Below are 16,747 nucleotides of genomic sequence, written 5' to 3'. Positions count from 1 at the left end.
TTCTTATACTCTTCTTCTTTTTGGTGGTCTTACCCCATTATGAGCAATTGATGACACATCTAAAATTGATGTCACTACAAAATTTTGTCCAAATAAAGCTCTCATTGCTGATTCCCGTTGAGCTCCAGGTCCTCCAATTCTAATAGAAATAGTTTTTAGACCATACTCTTTTGCTTTTTCTGATGCTCTATCAATTGTTACTTGAGCTGCATAAGGTGTTGCTTTTCTTGCTCCTTTAAAGCCACTACCTCCTGCTGATGCAGAAGATATAGTATTACCTTGAATATCAGTAAATGTTACTATAGTATTATTAAATGATGCCCGGATATGTACAACACCAAGAGTGATAGTTTTTTTCTTGTTCTTAACTTTAACCGTCTGATTCATTATATTTATACTCTAACTTAAACTATTATTTTACAGCTTTTTTCTTTCCAGCTATTGCAACAGCTTTACCTTTTCTAGTTCGAGCATTAGAATGTGTATTCTGTCCTCTCACTGGTAATTTACGTATATGCCTAAGCCCCTGGTAACATCGTATATCTTTCTTCTTCTTAATATTAAGAGTAACTTCTCTTCTTAAATCACCTTCAACTTTATATTCACTTTCAATGATATTACGTAAGCTTATTAACTCTTGATCTGTAAGATCTTTAACTTTTTTATCCCTCGATATTTTTGCTTTATTACAAATTCCTTTTGCCATAGCAAGCCCAAGGCCATAAATATAAGTTAAACTTACTACTAAGCGTTTATTATCCGGAATGTTAACACTTGCAATTCTTGCCACAAATAATCTCCAAATTTTTCTAGTAACTAGAAAATAATATAAAAACCTTTAATAAAGTCAATTTATTTTTAGTATTTTCTGTATATTACTTTCTATTTCTTGTTCATTTTTACTTCCATCAATCATATAAAAATTACTACTATTTTTATAATAATCTACTAATGGATATGTTTCGGTTTTATATACTTCAATTCTTTTTTTTATTATTTCTTCATTATCGTCTTTTCTATAATCAAATACATTTGAACCACAAACATCACATACATTATCAATTTTAGGCTGCAAGAAATAACTATTATATATAGTACCGCAATTTTTACAACTATATCTCCCTAGAACTCTCTTAATCAACAGCTCGTACGAAACATCAAAATATATCACATTAAGTTTTTCTATAATAAATAACTCAAAGAATTTAGCTTGCTCTAAATTACGCGGATACCCATCTAATATATAGCCGTTTTTATAATCAGAGGATAATAAAAAATTTTTGATTATTTGATTAACTATTTCATCAGGAATAAGCTTACCTTGCTTAACATAATTATTAATTAATTCCGCCTCTCTAGTTGAAGTTTTAATAATTGTTCTAAATATATCACCAATTGCTACATGTGGTAAATGAATTTTTTTAGCTATCTTTTTTCCTTGCGTTCCCTTCCCAGCCCCTGGAGGACCTAAAAAAATTATTATCACTACTTGCCCACTCTTAATTTTTTAATTTTACTTTCTTCATTAAACCTTCATACTTACTACTAAATAAGTAAGTTTGAATCTGAGTTAGAGTATCAAGTACCACATTCACTACAATTAAAAAACTTGTACCACCTAAAGAAAGAGAGACTATATACTTATTCATCAACAACTCTGGAATTACACATATCACACTTAAATATATCCCGCCTATAACCGTAAGCCTTGCAAGTACATAATCAAAATAGTCAGACGTATTTTTTCCTGGTCTTTTACCTGGAATATAAGCACCATATTTTCTTAAATTATTAGCTGTCTCTTCAGAATTAAATACTACTGCAGTATAAAAAAAACTAAAAAACATAATCAGTGTTACATACAATATAATATACATGGGCTTTCCATGACCTAAGTAATAAGTAAGCATACCCATAGTTTCTGAACTACTATTAGAAAAATTAGCAAGCGTAGCAGGAAATAACAAAATTGAACTGGCAAATATTGGAGGTATTACACCAGAAGTATTTAATTTAAGAGGCATATGTGTTGCTTCTCCTCCATAAATTTTATTTCCTACCTGTCTTTTAGGATATTGAACTAATAACTTTCTTTGAGCTTTTTCAAAAAATGTAATAACAGCTATTAATATAACTACTCCAATACAAACAGCTACTACTATTAGAGGCGATAATACTCCTTTTCTTGATAATTCAAACATACTAATAATAGCACTAGGTACTCCTGAAATTATACCTATAAATATAATTAAAGATGTACCGTTACCTATTCCGTGTTGTGTAATTTGTTCTCCTAACCACATTAATAGCATAGTACCTACAACTAAAGTAATTACAGTTGTAACTTTAAAGAAAAAACCTGGTAGAACTACTACAGGCCCAGTATTTGTTACAATTGACTCTAAGCTTATAGCAACTCCATATGCTTGAAAAGAAGCAAGTAAAACTGTTAAATACCTTGATAATTGGTTTACTTTTCTTTTGCCAATTTCACCTTCTTTTTTTAAATTTTCTAAAGGTTTATATGCAACAGACATTAATTGGATAATAATCGATGCTGTTATATATGGCATAATTGCTAAAGCAAAAATAGACATTCTGGCAAGTGACCCACCAGATAGCATATTAAACATTCCTAATATACCAGATTGATTCTTTTCAGCCACACTACTTAAAGCAATTGAATCTACACCAGGTATAGGTATAAAAGACCCAAATCTACATACCATAAGAATAAAGATAGTAAAAATAATGCGATTAATTAAATTATTACTGGACTTTTTAGGAAAATTTTGATTCATATTATTTTTACTATTTTTAATTCTTATACTATAACAATCTTCCACCTGCTTTTTCAATTAAATCCTTAGCTTTAGAAGAATAAGCATCTAATTTTAATGATAGAGGAGCAGCGAAATTATCACTACAAATCGATAGTAATTTCACTAACTTCTTATTGTTATTATTATTAATTACTCCAACTTCTATCAATTTTTCTTTAGTAATAGTATCAGCAACACTTAAACGCCCATCAGCTAATGCTGCTTCAATATTATAAACATTTATTATATTATATTTTTTAGTTGAAATACAATTAAAACCTCTTTTAGGTAATCTTTTTATAATAGGAGTTTGACCACCTTCAAAACCTTTGATTGCTACACCAGATCTAGACTTCTGGCCTTTAACCCCCCTGCCGCCAGTTTTTCCTTTACCGCTACCAATACCGCGTGCTATTCTTTTTTTATTTTTTTTAGCACCTATATTATTATATAATTCATTTAATTTCATTTAAAAACTCTAATTACATATTATTTTCTATTTTTAACAAATGCTTTACTTTTTTAATCATCCCCTTGATTGAATTAGTATTTTTAAGAACAACAGTTTTATTAATTTTATTTAAACCAAGCCCAATTAATGTCAACTTTTGATCATACTTACGACCTATACTACTTTTAACTTGAGTAATTCTTACATTATTAATCTTATCATTCATAATTTCACCTTACTTTGCAACATTATCCATTAACTCGAATATCAGAAGATTTTACAGATACTTCATTTACTTTTTTACCTCTTCTCATAGCAATAGATTTTGGTGATGCAAGTTTATTTAATGCATTAAATGTTGCAGCAATCATTGCATAAACATTAGTTGAACCTATCGATTTAGCAACAATATCATGAACACCTAAAGAATCAAAAATTGCTCTCATGGATCCTCCAGCTATAACACCTGTACCGGCTTTAGCTCTTCTTAAAACTACTTTAGCAGCACCACTTTTACCTATAACATCATGATGAATCGTTCGATTTTGATACAATGGCACTTTCATCATTCTTTTTTTAGCAGCTTGTTTTGCCTTCCCTCTTGCTTCATTAACTTCTTTAGCTTTTCCATGTCCTGCTCCAACTCTACCTGCTTTATCACCAACAACTACATAGGCAGAAAAAGCAAATCTTCTGCCACCTTTTACTACTTTTGTAACCCTATTCACATCAACTAAAACTTCACTTAAAGCTTCTTCATTTTTTTTTACTTTAGACATATTCCAACCTTATAACCTAAAACCTTATTTTCTCTCTAGCCGCATCAGCAAGAGCTTTTATAACACCATGATACTTATAACCGCCTCTATCAAATACTACTTCCTCTATCCCTTCAGAATGAGCTTTTCTTGCTATTTCTTGACCTACTTTAATAGCATTTTCAATATTACAATGAGATTTTTTTAACTTTTTAATTTTCTTATCTAAAGTTGAAGCAGAAACAATTGTTATCGACTTAGAATCATCAATAATCTGTGCATATATATGCCTACCTGATTTAAATATAGATAACCTAGCCCTATTAGAAGTTTTAGATATTTTATACCTTACTCTACTCTTTCTTTTTTCAAATTTTACTTTAGCACTACGCATATTTAACTCTTAAATTTAATTTTTCTTACCTTCTTTACGTGGTATAAATTGATTTTCAAATTTAATTCCTTTTCCTTTATAAGGCTCAGGTGGTCTCTGTTTTATAATAATTGAAGCAAACTGTCCTAATTTTTCTTTATCTATTCCTTCAAGAATAATTATATTTTGTTTAGGTACATCTACTTTAATATTTGAAGGTATTTCAATTTTTGTATTATGGCTTTTAGCAAGCATTAAATTTAAATATTTACCTTTTACCATTGCTCTGTAACCAACACCATTAATTTCAAGCTTCAATTTAAAACCTTCCTTAACACCAGTAACCATATTTGATATTATACTTCTTGCAGTACCCCACATAGCACGTGCATTTTTATTTGAAGCTAAAGGTTTTACTAAGAGCTTATTTTCCATCAATGAAATTGCTATATTACCTTTAAAGATTTTCGATAACTCACCTTTAGGTCCAAATATTTTTACTTCTAAATCATTCAAACCAACTTTTACACCATCTGGTATAGCAATCGGTAATCTCCCAATACGTGACATTTTTTACCTTAAAATACTTTACAAATTACTTCACCACCAACATTTTGAATGTGAGCTTCTCTATCAGACATAACACCATAAGGAGTAGAAAGAACATATATACCCATATTATTATAATACCCCTTCAAATCTTTAATAGCAGAATATACTCTTTTTCCAGGCTTTGATACCCTATGAATTTCGCATATAGCAGCACTACCGTTAACAGAATATTTTAAAACTACCTCAGTATAACTAATATTATTTTCTTGAGTAGTTATATAATTTTTTATATAACCTTCTTTTTGCAAAACATCTAAAATTGAAGTTTTAATTTTAGAACTAGGAAAAGAAACATTTATTAACTTACTCTTATAAGCATTTCTAATCCTAGTTAACATATCTGCTACGTTATCAGTCATTGACATATTATTTACCTATCGATTTTTACCAACTTGACTTAACTACACCAGGAACCAAGCCTCTACCTATTAATACTCTAAGCATATTTCTTGATATACCAAACTTTCTACTAACGCCTCTTGGTCTACCAGTAAGCTCACATCTATTCCTTATTCTAGTAGTTGATGAATTCCTAGGCAATTGTGCAAGTAACATCACCAAAGAAAAACGTTCCTCCAGTGGAATATTTTTATTATAAATTTTACTCTTTAATGCTAAACGTTTGTTATGAAAACTTTGCGATTTTTTTTTCCTACTTTCATTTTTTTGTATTAAACTTACTTTTGCCATGACGTATATCCTAAAAATTAATTATAAAAAGGTAAATTAAACTCTGATAATAAGAACTTGCCTTCTTTATCTGTTTTAGCAGATGTAACAATTGTAATATCCATACCTCTTATTGTATCAATTTTATCATAATTAATTTCAGGGAAGACTATCTGTTCTTTTAATCCAAAAGTAAAATTTCCCTTGCCATCAAAACTTTTATAAGAAAAGCCACGAAATTCTTTAACACGAGGTAAAGCAACAATTACTAACCTTTCTAAAAAATCATACATCCTGTCTTTACGTAAAGTAACCTTACAACCTATCTTCATATTTTCACGTAATTTAAATGTTGCAATAGATTTTCTTGCTAATGTTACAACAGGCTTTTGACCAGAAATTAAAGCAAGATCATTTACTGAATTATTAATTACCTTCGAATCAGCTATTGCTTCTCCTACTCCCATATTTATAACAATTTTCCTAATTTCTGGTATTTCATGTTTATTTTTATAAGAAAATTCTTCTTGTAGATTTTTAATAATTTTCTCCTGATATAATTCTTTAAATCTTAACATCATTTACCTTCCTTACCGATAATTTCTCCTGATTTCTTTGCCACTCTAACCTTAGATCCATCTTCTAAGAATTTAAAAGCTATTTTAGTAGGTTTACCGGTTTTGGGATCGATATGTGCAATATTTGAAATATGTATAGGTAACTCTTTAGTTACTATCCCACCCTCATTCATCTGATTAGGTTTAGTATGTTCCTTGACTAAATTTACTCCAGAAACAATTACTTTATTATCTTCAGGAAAAACTTTTAATATTTTACCCTTTTTTCCTTTGTTCTTCCCGGTAATAACAACAACTTCATCACCTTTCTTTACCTTTAATTTAATCATTTATAACACTTCCTCTGCAAGCGACATTATCCTAACATATTTTTTTGTTCTAAGTTCTCTTGTAACAGGACCAAAAACTCTAGTACCTATAGGCTCATCTTGTTTACTCAAAAGTACTAATGCATTTTTATCAAATTTTATTGTACTACCATCAGGCCTTACCACTCCTGTTTTTGTACGAACAATTACACCTTTATAAACATCACCCTTTTTAACTTTACCATCTGGTATAGCTTCTTTAACAGATACAACTATAACGTCACCTAGCTTTGCTACCATATGGTGAGAACCACCTAAAACCTTAATACACATAACCTTTTTAGCACCAGAATTATCTGCAACTTCTAGAATGCTCTGCATTTGAATCATAAATCACTTCCTTTTATTCACGATGGGTAAAAATAAACAATCTAGCTAATAAAGTCAAAGATTAAAAATCTTTATTCTTCATTTATTACTACCCATGTTTTAGTTTTTGAGATAGGACGACTTTCAACTATATTAACTTTATCTCCTTTTTGGCACTTATTTTTCGAATCATGAGCAGCATATTTTTTAGATACTTTCACGAATTTTTTATAAATAGGATGCTTGAATCTTCTTTCTACTTTTACTGTAACTGTCTTATCAGCTTTTGAACTTATAACCACGCCTTGTAAAACTCTTTTCGGCATTTTAACATTCCTCACTATTAGATCTTTTTATTAATTCAGTTTTAATACGTGCTATAGACTTTTTGACTAATGAAAACCTACTAATATTTTTTAATTCACCTAAAGCCTGCTGGAATCTTAAGTTAAATAATTCTTTTTTTAAAAGGTTAAGATTCTTATACAGCCCTTCAATTGTTTCAGTAGATAACTTATCTCTTAATGATTTTAAATCATTCATAACGCCTCACTATCCTTGTTCTAACAGGTAATTTTGCACTTGCCAGTTCTAAAGCTCTAAGTGCAACAATCTCTTCTACACCTTCAACTTCAAACATAATTCTCCCAGGCGAAACTCTAACTGCAAAAAATTCAGGAGAACCTTTTCCCTTACCCATTCTTACCTCAGCAGGCTTTTTAGAAACAGGCAAATCAGGAAAAATCCGAATCCATAATCTTCCTTGCCTCTTCATACATCTAACAGCAGCCTTCCTTCCTGCTTCTATTTGTTTTGCAGTAACACGCCAACCATCTATAGATTTTAAACCAAATGACCCGAAAGCAAGCGTTGTACCTGCTTTTGCTTTCGAAGCAACCCTACCCTTATGAGCTTTTCTAAATTTTTGCTTTTTCGGAACTAACATTCTAATACTTAAAATTAATTATATCTTTTATTTTCTGTATATTCACCTTTATAAATCCACACTTTAACCCCTATTACCCCATAAGTAGTTATAGCTTCTGCCGTTGAATAATCAATATCGGCTCTTAAAGTATGCAACGGCATTCTCCCTTCTATATACCACTCAGTTCTAGCAATTTCAGCTCCTCCAAGCCGTCCGGAACAACTAACCCTTATACCTTGTCCGCCTTGTTTAAATGAAGCCTGAATTGCTATTTTCATAGCTTTCCTAAAAGATACTCTCTTTTCAAGCTGTAGTGCTATAGTTTGAGCTACTATAGCAGCATCTATATTAAACTTTCTAACTTCATGAATATTTATATAAACTTCTTTTAAAGAAGTTATCTTCTCAATAGCTTTTTTTAGCTTATCAATTTCACTACCACTTCTACCAATAATTATATTTGGTTTTTTAGCATTAATATTAATTATAATACTTTTATTAGAAGGGCGTTCGATTAAAACCCTACTAATCTGAGCTTGAATAAAATTTTTATTTATTAAATCCCTAATTTTTAAATCCTGTATAAAAAGAGTTTTATAATATTTTTCTGCATATAACACTGAATCCCAACCTTTAATTAAAGTCGGGCCAACCCTAAAACCATGTGCACAAACTTTTTGCCCCATTTTAATTATCCTCTTTTTCTGTAACAGTTATATAGAGATTACTAAAAAATTTATTTATTCTAGTTGCTCTTCCTTTCGCTCTTGGCATAATTCTTTTCATCACTAAAGCTTTACCTACTGTTGCTTTAGTAACAACTAACTTATCTATATCTAAACCTAAATTATTTTCAGCATTAGCAACAGCAGATTGTAAACAATCCTTTACAACCTTTGCAATTCGTTTAGAAGAAAAAGTTAATTGTACCAATGCTTCAGATACTTTCATATTTCTAATAAAAGCTGCAACCAGATTTAGCTTTCTTGGACTTACTCTAATAGACTTAGCGTTTGCCGTAGCAAAATTTTTATTTTCCTTTGCCATATAAATTTTTATTTTCTTTTGACTTTTTTGTCTGCTCCATGCCCATAAAATGTTCTAGTAGGAGCAAATTCACCTAATTTTCTTCCAACCATCTCCTCATTTACAGAAACTGGAATAAATTTATTTCCATTATGAACAGAAAAGGTAAAACCAACAAAAATAGGTAAAATTGTTGATCTTCTAGACCAAGTTTTAATCATTTCAGATTTACCTGATTCCATTAATTTTTGAACCTTCTTTATCAAATAACCATCTACAAAAGGCCCTTTCCATATTGAACGTGCCATACTAATACCTAATTAATTTAAAATCTATTTTCTTTTTTTTATGATAAACTTTGAAGTATATTTATTTTTACGTGTCTTCTTACCTTTTGTTGGAAGCCCCCAAGGAGTAACAGGATGACGTCCACCTGAAGTTTTACCTTCACCACCTCCATGAGGGTGATCTACAGGATTCATCGCTACACCTCTAACATGAGGTCTCCAACCGAGCCACCTATTTCTACCAGCTTTACCTAAATTAATGTTTTTTTGATCTGGGTTAGATATACTACCTATAGTAGCTTTACAATCTAGAGGTATCAACCTAAATTCACCTGACCTTAATTTAATCTGTGCATATCCTGAATCTTTACCTACTAAATCTACTGAAGTACCTGCAGACCTTGCAATTTGGCCACCTTTACCAACTTTCATTTCAACATTATGTAAAGTAGTACCAATAGGAATAAACTTTAAAGGTAAACAATTTCCTATTTTTATATCAGCATCTTGACTTGACATTACTTTGTCCCCTACAGATAATTTTTGTGGTGCTAAAATATAAGAATATTCTCCATCTTCATATTTTATTAAAGCTATAAAAGCAGTTCTATTAGGATCATACTCTATTCTTTCAACAACAGCAGAAACACCGACCTTATTTCTTTTAAAATCAATAATACGATATAGCTTTTTATGTCCTCCTCCCCTGTGCCAAGAAGTAATTCTACCTTGATTATTTCGTCCACCAGTTTTAGATATACCTCTGGTCAAAGATTTAAAAGGTCTACCCTTCCATAAATTAGTTTTGTCAATTTGCACTAATTCTCTAAGAGAAGGAGTAATTGGATTAAAGTTTTTTAAAGCCATTTATTTAATTCCTCCAGCAAAATCAATATTATAATCTTTTTCTAATGTAATAATAGCCTTCTTTTTATTAATTTGATGCCCGATAATCCCTTTAAATTTTTTCTTTTTACCTTTAATATTTAAAATATTGACTTTTTTTACCTTTACTTTAAATATTTCTTCTATAGCCTTTTTAAGGGTAAGCTTCTTAGCAAATTTATCTACATAAAAAGTATACTTATTTTGTTCTGAAAGGAGCGTAGTTTTCTCTGTAATAATAGGCTTCCTAATTAAATCGTAATATTTACAAGCACTCATTTTAACCTCTCCTCTAAGACATTTACTGCATCTTGTGATAAGAATACATATTCATGTCGTATTATATCATAAACATTTGCACCTAATTGTGGAACAACAACAGTATTATAAATATTTTTTGCAGCTAAAGAAAAATTAATATCTACTTTATTTCCATCTATTACAAAGAAACTCTTTCCTTGGAATTTACTTAACATATTCACAAGAATAGAAGTTTTAGGTTTATCTAACCTTAAAGAGTCTATTACTAATAATTTTCCTTCAGTAAATTTCTCAGATAAAGCATGAATTAAACCAAGTCTCCGTACTTTTTTAGGTAATTTTATTGCATGACTACGTACTACTGGACCGTGTGCTACGCCACCACCACGCATCTGTACAGATCTAAGCGAACCTTGCCTTGCATTACCTGTACCTTTTTGCTTAAAAGGCTTCTTTGTAGTCCCTGATACTTCTGATACTGTTTTAGTTTTATGCGTACCGGCCATTGATTTAGCTCGCTGCCAATCAATAACCTGCTTTATTATATCATCTCTGATAAATTCAACAGCAAATATTCTTTCATCTAAGCTAATCTCACCAACTTCTTCATTAGCAAGATTTAATATTTTAGTTTTCATCTTTATTTAACCTATACAGCCTTACATAAAACTTTTTCATAAAAGTATTATCATATAATTATTAAATAATTGATAATTTTTAATCTCAAAAAAATATAACATAATTTAGGTAGTGCAGTACAAATAATTCTTGAAATTTCATGTCCATGCGCACAGCACCTATTAAAATTACCTTACCCAGACCTTCTGAATCTAACTAACACTTGAAATCTTTTTTATTGCATCCTTTATTGAAAGATACGAATTCTTATGGCCAGGTACACTACCCTGAATCATAATAAGCTTACGTTCCTTATCAACAGCAAATATTCTCAAATTCTGGATAGTAACTTGATTACAACCCATGTGCCCGGCCATTTTTTTATTCTTAAAAACCTTTCCTGGGTCTTGTCTTTGCCCAGTAGAACCATGGGCACGATGTGATATTGAAACACCGTGAGAAGCTTCAAGCCCTCTAAAATTATGCCTTTTCATACTACCTGCAAACCCTTTACCTATAGTAGTTGCAGTCACATCCACAAACTGTCCAGCGATAAAATGATCTACCTCTAGACTCGTTGCTATATCAATAAAATTATTTTCAGAAACTCTAAATTCTTTTAATTTAGTCTTAGGTAATATTTTAGCATTAGCAAAAAACTGCTTCATAGGTTTGGTTACTCTAGATATTTTCTTATTTTTTATACCAATAACTAAAGCATTATATCCATGTTTTTCTAGAGTTTTATGACCCACTACTTGACAATCATCAACTTTTACTAATGTTAAAGGAACTCTTTCTCCTTTATCATTAAAAACACTAGTCATGCCAATTTTCTGGGCAATTATACCGCTTCTCATTTATTTTCCACTCTCTAATTCAATCACTACATCAACACCCGCTGCTAAATCTACTTTACTCAATGCATCAACCACTGAAGGGCTAGGATCATCTATAACTAATAATCTTTTATGCTTTCTAATTTCAAATTGTTCTCTTGACTTCTTATGTACATGAGGAGACCTATTTACAGTAAACCTTTCAATTTTTCTAGGCAAAGGAATAGGACCACTAATATTCGTAAACGTTCTTTTAACAGCACTAACTATTTCTTTTGTAGCTTGATCAAGACTACGATGATCAAATGACTTTAAACAAATTTTAATTTTATTTTTCATTTAGTAAACCTTATTATAAACAGCAAGATGCTTTTATCACATCTTAAAATATAAATACCTATTATTTTTTAATAATAGGTATTTATAAAATCAATTAATTAATTACTTTAGTTACTACACCAGCACCAACTGTTCTACCACCTTCACGTATAGAAAACTTTAACCCTTCCTGCATAGCAATTGGAGCAATTAACTTAACCTTAAAATTAGCATTATCTCCAGGCATAACCATCTGCTTATCAGCTGGTAATTCTATCGTACCAGTAACATCAGTTGTTCTGACATAGAATTGTGGACGATAGTTGTTAGTAAATGGAGTATGACGCCCACCTTCTTCCTTACTAAGCACATACACTTCAGCTTCAAATTCATCATGTGGAGTTATACTACCAGGCTTTGCAAGAACTTGACCTCTTTCAACTTCTTCTCTCTTTGTACCACGCAGCAATATACCAACATTATCCCCAGCTTGCCCTTCATCAAGTAACTTTCTAAACATCTCCACTCCTGTACAAGTGGTTTTCTGAGTGTCTTTTAGACCAACTATGGCAATTTCTTCACCTACCTTAATTACTCCAGATTCGATTCTACCAGTTACAACGGTACCTCTTCCTGAAATAGAGAAGACATCTTCTATAGGCATTAAGAAAGCCTTATCGGTAGCTCTTACAGGCTGTGGTATATAGCTATCTACTGCATCCATTAATTTATGAATAGCTTCTTCACCTTCAGGTTTCCCCTCTAAAGCTTGAAGAGCAGAACCCTTAATAATAGGTACATCATCACCTGGAAAACCATATTTTGATAGTAGTTCTCTTACTTCCATCTCTACTAATTCTAATAGATCAGGATCATCAACCATATCTACTTTATTTAAAAACACTACCATTGCAGGCACACCGACTTGCTTTGCTAGTAATATATGTTCTCTTGTTTGAGGCATAGGACCATCAGCAGCAGAAACTACTAATATTGCACCATCCATCTGAGCAGCACCAGTAATCATATTCTTTACATAGTCTGCATGCCCTGGACAATCTACGTGCGCATAGTGTCTTTTCTTAGTTTTATATTCTACATGTGCAGTAGAAATAGTTATCCCTCTTTCTTTTTCTTCAGGAGCTCCATCTATCTCATCATATTTCTTTTCTTTCGCACCACCTTCTTTTGCCAGCACTTTAGTTATTGCTGCAGTTAAAGATGTTTTACCATGATCTACGTGTCCAATGGTGCCTATATTACAGTGGGGTAAGTCCCTCTCAAACTTCTCTTTTGCCATATTTTATTACTCTCTCACAATTTTTAGATTTAATACAAATTAATTTTTGAAAGTGCATTTTTTGCTAAATTTATTTGTTACCACTTTCTCTGGAGCGGGTGATGGGGATCGAACCCACACAGCCAGCTTGGAAGGCTGGAACTCTACCATTGAGCTACACCCGCATTAATACCAATTCCATCTTAGACTTATCAAATATACAGTATTGTGTTTTACTTTAATAAAACTCAACATATACACATGAAAGTCCTTATAAAATAAAATGATACGCTTCCCCAAACCATTTAAGTGGTGGAGGGAGAAGGATTTGAACCTTCGAACGCTTACGCGGGCAGATTTACAGTCTGCTGCCATTGACCACTCGGCCATCCCTCCTCAAGAACTTACTGTATTAAATAGACGAATTCACTGCAAAGTGCAATATAAATTAGTATAGGACTTAATAGAACTTCTCGCCGAATCATCAAATAAACAAATAGCAGCTTGCACATTTATTTAGTTGTAACTTTGTATAATAAATAGTAGTTTCTGTCAAGAACAAATTACCGACGGTTTTCAATAACATGCAAAACAAGAAACTTGATTCTAAAAATTGTTATTATATTTATGGAAAACATCCTGTATTCTCAGCACTTAATAATCCAAAACGTCAAATTAAAAATATTTTATGTACTCAGGAAGTTTTTGACACAAACAAAAAATTAATAAGTACTAGATCTTATAAAATTGTTAATAACAATATTTTATCCAAATTACTTGAAAATCAAACACATCAAGGAATAGCTGCAAAAGTTAAGCAAATTTTTTCTTATAATATAGAGGATATTGATATAGAAAATCCTAAATGCAAAATTGTGATTCTTGATCAAATAACAGATCCACAAAATATCGGCGCTATTATTCGCAGTGCAGCGGCCTTTAATATTAATGCTATTATATTACCACTAAATAATGCTCCGAATGAAAACGGCACCATTGCTAAAGCTGCTTGTGGCACTTTAGAAGTAATAACAATTGTTAAGGTTACTAACCTACGCTCATGTATGCAATATCTTAAAAAACATGGCTTTTGGATTATAGGACTAACGAGCTCTGCAAATGACTGTTTTACTAATAAATTAATTTTTAATAAAATGGCATTAGTATTTGGTTCAGAAGATAAAGGTATGAGAAGATTAGTCGGAAAAACATGTGATTATTTGGCCAAAATCCCTATTTCTCAGAGAGTAGAAAGCCTGAATGTATCAAATGCTGCTTCTATAATTTTTTACTTACTACATTAGGTACTATGTCTAAAAATATTTTTAATAAATAAAATATTGAACCATACTTAAACAAACAATATAGATTGTAAATTATAACTATAATATCAATTAATTCTGAAGGAGAAATTATGAAAAGAGCAGTGAATAAACAAATTATTGAGAATTTTAAAGAACAATTAGACATGCTTAATAAATGAATTCGCAAAATAAGAAGTTATAAAAACTGTATTAAATAACTGTTTTAATAAAGTGATCAATAATTCTAAAAATGTAATAAATGAGTAATATAATACTTAACATACATCAAAGTGAAGCAGTAATATTCTGATTACATTGAACCTTTTGAATATAAACTAAGCAAAAATTTTATAGTCTTAATTGGAATCTTATGATAGAAAGCACGTTAGCACTTATTGCCAAGAATCTAGAAAGTTTCCTTATTAAAAGAAAACTTATGTTATAGTGTCTCTTAATTATCTGAGCAATCAGATTTAAATACAGTATTACATTATAATGATTATCTTATAAAAAATAATTATATAATAACTCATAATAACTTAATAACTTATGAAAAATTACAGAACTGAAAGTGACTCTTTTGGAGAAATTCAAATAGAAGAAAAATTTTATTGGGGAGCACAAACTCAAAGATCTTTAAAAAATTTTAAAATAGGCAAGCAACAAATGCCTATAATTTTAATCCGCGCCCTTGCTATTTTAAAAAAATGTGCTGCAAAGGTTAATTATGAATTTGGTGATCTAGAACCTGAAATAGCTAAAAATATAGAACAAGCCGCAGATAGAATTTTAAATGGCGAGTTTAATGATAATTTTCCACTAGTAGTATGGCAAACAGGTTCAGGAACTCAAACAAATATGAATATGAATGAGGTAATTGCTTCTATAGCTAATGAGAAATTAACAGGTAAAAAAGGTGGGAAATATCCTGTACACCCAAACGATCATGTCAATAAGGGGCAATCTTCTAATGATTCTTTTCCAACTAGTATGCACATAGCAACAGTACTTGCAACTAAAGAACAGCTAATCCCAGCTTTAAATAATTTACTTAAGACTATGCAAGATAAATCAAAAGACTGGGATAAAATCATAAAAATAGGGCGTACTCATTTGCAAGATGCTACACCCCTTACTCTTAAGCAAGAATTTTCTGGATATATTACACAAATAGAATATGCTTTGGAACGCATAGAAGATGCACTAAAAAAAGTTTACTTACTTGCACAAGGAGGGACAGCAGTCGGTACAGGTATTAATTCAAGAGTTGGTTTTGATATAAAATTTGCTCAGAAAGTAGCAGAATTTACAAAGCAACCATTTAAAACAGCTCCTAATAAATTTGAAGCCTTGGCTGCTCATGATGCATTAGTAGAATTTTCAGGAACACTTAACACTATAGCTGTTAGCTTAATGAAAATAGCAAATGATATAAGGTTATTAGGTTCCGGTCCAAGGTGTGGTCTTGGTGAATTACATCTACCTGAAAATGAACCTGGCTCTTCAATTATGCCTGGCAAAGTAAATCCTACACAAGTTGAAGCTTTAACAATGGTATGCACACAGGTAATGGGGAATCATGTTACAGTTACTATTGCTGGTTCAAATGGACATCTTGAGCTTAATGTCTTTAAACCTGTAATAATATATAATATTCTGCAATCAATTGAGTTATTATCTGATGCTATAAATAGCTTTGTTACTCACTGTATCCAAGGATTAGAGCCTAATATAGCATGCATTAATGATTTACGTGACAAATCACTGATGCTAGTAACTAGCCTTAACCCGCATATCGGCTATGATAATGCTGCAAAAATTGCTAAAGAAGCACATAAATATGGTATAACCTTAAAAGAAGCAGCAAAAAAGTTAAATCTTTTATCAGAAGAAGAATTCGATAAAATAGTAGTATCTAACAAAATGGTAAGACAATATTAAGAAGAAAATAGAATAGTACAAGTCTATTTAAATTAAATATGTGAAATAACTTTAGTCCAATCAAATTAATTTATTTGAAGCAGAAATTCATTTTTTAAACATTATACAACGTGTATAAGAT

At 30.9% G+C, this 16,747-nt stretch carries 28 protein-coding genes and 2 tRNA genes; 2 read left to right on the top strand and 28 right to left on the bottom strand.

Translation table 11 applies throughout. The features are described from left to right. Window positions 1-3 precede the first annotated feature (3 nt). The 28 genes from rpsK to AC27F4_RS00655 form a co-directional block, all read right to left on the bottom strand. The gene (gene rpsK / locus AC27F4_RS00790; protein ID WP_487061127.1) at window positions 4-387 is read right to left on the bottom strand and encodes a 30S ribosomal protein S11; all 384 of its coding nucleotides are present in this window, start codon (window positions 385-387) and stop codon (window positions 4-6) included. Window positions 388-412: 25 nt separating this feature from the next. After that, window positions 413-790, bottom strand: coding sequence for a 30S ribosomal protein S13 (gene rpsM, locus AC27F4_RS00785; RefSeq protein ID WP_487061125.1), 378 nt, complete (start codon window positions 788-790; stop codon window positions 413-415). Between the two features lie 57 nt (window positions 791-847). Continuing rightward, a complete protein-coding gene (locus tag AC27F4_RS00780; RefSeq protein ID WP_487061123.1) occupies window positions 848-1,486 on the bottom strand; it encodes an adenylate kinase in 639 nt (212 codons plus the stop codon). A gap of 13 nt (window positions 1,487-1,499) precedes the next feature. Next, window positions 1,500-2,801 carry a preprotein translocase subunit SecY gene (gene secY, locus AC27F4_RS00775; protein ID WP_487061121.1) on the bottom strand — a complete coding sequence of 434 codons (1,302 nt, stop codon included), beginning with the start codon at window positions 2,799-2,801 and terminating at the stop codon, window positions 1,500-1,502. Window positions 2,802-2,829: 28 nt separating this feature from the next. Beyond that, window positions 2,830-3,291, bottom strand: coding sequence for a 50S ribosomal protein L15 (gene rplO / locus AC27F4_RS00770; protein WP_487061119.1), 462 nt, complete (start codon window positions 3,289-3,291; stop codon window positions 2,830-2,832). A 13-nt stretch (window positions 3,292-3,304) separates the two neighbouring features. Further along, window positions 3,305-3,499, bottom strand: coding sequence for a 50S ribosomal protein L30 (gene rpmD / locus AC27F4_RS00765; protein WP_487061117.1), 195 nt, complete (start codon window positions 3,497-3,499; stop codon window positions 3,305-3,307). Between the two features lie 22 nt (window positions 3,500-3,521). Continuing rightward, on the bottom strand, window positions 3,522-4,052 hold the full coding sequence (gene rpsE, locus AC27F4_RS00760; protein ID WP_487061115.1) for a 30S ribosomal protein S5: 531 nt from the start codon (window positions 4,050-4,052) through the stop codon (window positions 3,522-3,524). A 16-nt stretch (window positions 4,053-4,068) separates the two neighbouring features. Then, window positions 4,069-4,425, bottom strand: coding sequence for a 50S ribosomal protein L18 (gene rplR / locus AC27F4_RS00755; protein ID WP_487061113.1), 357 nt, complete (start codon window positions 4,423-4,425; stop codon window positions 4,069-4,071). A 15-nt stretch (window positions 4,426-4,440) separates the two neighbouring features. Further along, on the bottom strand, window positions 4,441-4,974 hold the full coding sequence (rplF, locus tag AC27F4_RS00750) for a 50S ribosomal protein L6 (RefSeq protein WP_487061111.1): 534 nt from the start codon (window positions 4,972-4,974) through the stop codon (window positions 4,441-4,443). Between the two features lie 8 nt (window positions 4,975-4,982). Continuing rightward, window positions 4,983-5,381, bottom strand: coding sequence for a 30S ribosomal protein S8 (gene rpsH, locus AC27F4_RS00745; protein ID WP_487061109.1), 399 nt, complete (start codon window positions 5,379-5,381; stop codon window positions 4,983-4,985). Between the two features lie 19 nt (window positions 5,382-5,400). After that, window positions 5,401-5,706 (bottom strand): 30S ribosomal protein S14, encoded by a 306-nt coding sequence (gene rpsN / locus AC27F4_RS00740; RefSeq protein ID WP_487061107.1) that lies wholly within the window; start codon window positions 5,704-5,706, stop codon window positions 5,401-5,403. 17 nt (window positions 5,707-5,723) lie between these two features. Beyond that, entirely contained in the window at window positions 5,724-6,263 is a 540-nt protein-coding gene (gene rplE, locus AC27F4_RS00735; protein ID WP_487061259.1) for a 50S ribosomal protein L5, read from the bottom strand. Next, window positions 6,263-6,592, bottom strand: coding sequence for a 50S ribosomal protein L24 (gene rplX / locus AC27F4_RS00730; protein WP_487061105.1), 330 nt, complete (start codon window positions 6,590-6,592; stop codon window positions 6,263-6,265). Before rplX ends, rplE begins: the two co-directional genes overlap by 1 nt. Further along, entirely contained in the window at window positions 6,593-6,961 is a 369-nt protein-coding gene (rplN, locus tag AC27F4_RS00725) for a 50S ribosomal protein L14 (RefSeq protein ID WP_487061103.1), read from the bottom strand. Window positions 6,962-7,032: 71 nt separating this feature from the next. After that, entirely contained in the window at window positions 7,033-7,266 is a 234-nt protein-coding gene (gene rpsQ / locus AC27F4_RS00720) for a 30S ribosomal protein S17 (protein WP_487061101.1), read from the bottom strand. Between the two features lies 1 nt (window position 7,267). Then, a complete protein-coding gene (gene rpmC, locus AC27F4_RS00715; protein ID WP_487061099.1) occupies window positions 7,268-7,483 on the bottom strand; it encodes a 50S ribosomal protein L29 in 216 nt (71 codons plus the stop codon). Beyond that, a complete protein-coding gene (gene rplP, locus AC27F4_RS00710) occupies window positions 7,476-7,886 on the bottom strand; it encodes a 50S ribosomal protein L16 (protein WP_487061097.1) in 411 nt (136 codons plus the stop codon). The genes rpmC and rplP overlap by 8 nt, the downstream gene beginning before the upstream one ends. Before the next feature lie 14 nt (window positions 7,887-7,900). Next, window positions 7,901-8,554 (bottom strand): 30S ribosomal protein S3, encoded by a 654-nt coding sequence (gene rpsC / locus AC27F4_RS00705; RefSeq protein ID WP_487061095.1) that lies wholly within the window; start codon window positions 8,552-8,554, stop codon window positions 7,901-7,903. 1 nt (window position 8,555) lies between these two features. Next, window positions 8,556-8,915, bottom strand: coding sequence for a 50S ribosomal protein L22 (rplV, locus tag AC27F4_RS00700; RefSeq protein ID WP_487061093.1), 360 nt, complete (start codon window positions 8,913-8,915; stop codon window positions 8,556-8,558). A gap of 8 nt (window positions 8,916-8,923) precedes the next feature. Beyond that, the gene (rpsS, locus tag AC27F4_RS00695) at window positions 8,924-9,202 is read right to left on the bottom strand and encodes a 30S ribosomal protein S19 (RefSeq protein ID WP_012148990.1); all 279 of its coding nucleotides are present in this window, start codon (window positions 9,200-9,202) and stop codon (window positions 8,924-8,926) included. Between the two features lie 24 nt (window positions 9,203-9,226). Further along, window positions 9,227-10,048 (bottom strand): 50S ribosomal protein L2, encoded by an 822-nt coding sequence (gene rplB / locus AC27F4_RS00690; RefSeq protein ID WP_487061090.1) that lies wholly within the window; start codon window positions 10,046-10,048, stop codon window positions 9,227-9,229. Further along, window positions 10,049-10,345: a 50S ribosomal protein L23 gene (rplW, locus tag AC27F4_RS00685; protein ID WP_487061088.1), complete on the bottom strand. Its 297-nt coding sequence runs from the start codon at window positions 10,343-10,345 to the stop codon at window positions 10,049-10,051. After that, window positions 10,342-10,965, bottom strand: a complete 624-nt coding sequence (gene rplD / locus AC27F4_RS00680) for a 50S ribosomal protein L4 (RefSeq protein WP_487061086.1) — start codon at window positions 10,963-10,965, stop codon at window positions 10,342-10,344. The genes rplW and rplD overlap by 4 nt, the downstream gene beginning before the upstream one ends. Before the next feature lie 192 nt (window positions 10,966-11,157). Then, window positions 11,158-11,805, bottom strand: a complete 648-nt coding sequence (gene rplC, locus AC27F4_RS00675; protein WP_487061084.1) for a 50S ribosomal protein L3 — start codon at window positions 11,803-11,805, stop codon at window positions 11,158-11,160. Then, window positions 11,806-12,123 carry a 30S ribosomal protein S10 gene (gene rpsJ / locus AC27F4_RS00670; RefSeq protein WP_487061082.1) on the bottom strand — a complete coding sequence of 106 codons (318 nt, stop codon included), beginning with the start codon at window positions 12,121-12,123 and terminating at the stop codon, window positions 11,806-11,808. 94 nt (window positions 12,124-12,217) lie between these two features. After that, complete coding sequence (gene tuf, locus AC27F4_RS00665) at window positions 12,218-13,402, bottom strand: elongation factor Tu (protein WP_487061080.1); 1,185 nt, start codon at window positions 13,400-13,402, stop codon at window positions 12,218-12,220. Window positions 13,403-13,492: 90 nt separating this feature from the next. Continuing rightward, window positions 13,493-13,566, bottom strand: a tRNA-Gly gene (locus AC27F4_RS00660). 125 nt (window positions 13,567-13,691) lie between these two features. Further along, window positions 13,692-13,777 (bottom strand) — tRNA-Tyr (locus AC27F4_RS00655). Window positions 13,778-13,965: 188 nt separating this feature from the next. Here AC27F4_RS00655 and rlmB point away from each other — a divergent pair. Both rlmB and fumC read left to right on the top strand, forming a co-directional pair. Beyond that, on the top strand, window positions 13,966-14,685 hold the full coding sequence (gene rlmB, locus AC27F4_RS00650) for a 23S rRNA (guanosine(2251)-2'-O)-methyltransferase RlmB (RefSeq protein ID WP_487061078.1): 720 nt from the start codon (window positions 13,966-13,968) through the stop codon (window positions 14,683-14,685). A gap of 549 nt (window positions 14,686-15,234) precedes the next feature. Then, window positions 15,235-16,626 (top strand): class II fumarate hydratase, encoded by a 1,392-nt coding sequence (fumC, locus tag AC27F4_RS00645; protein ID WP_487061076.1) that lies wholly within the window; start codon window positions 15,235-15,237, stop codon window positions 16,624-16,626. Window positions 16,627-16,747 lie beyond the last annotated feature (121 nt).

The sequence above is a fragment of the Candidatus Rickettsia mendelii genome, from assembly GCF_057543435.1.
This window is presented reverse-complemented; position numbering and strand designations above follow the sequence as displayed.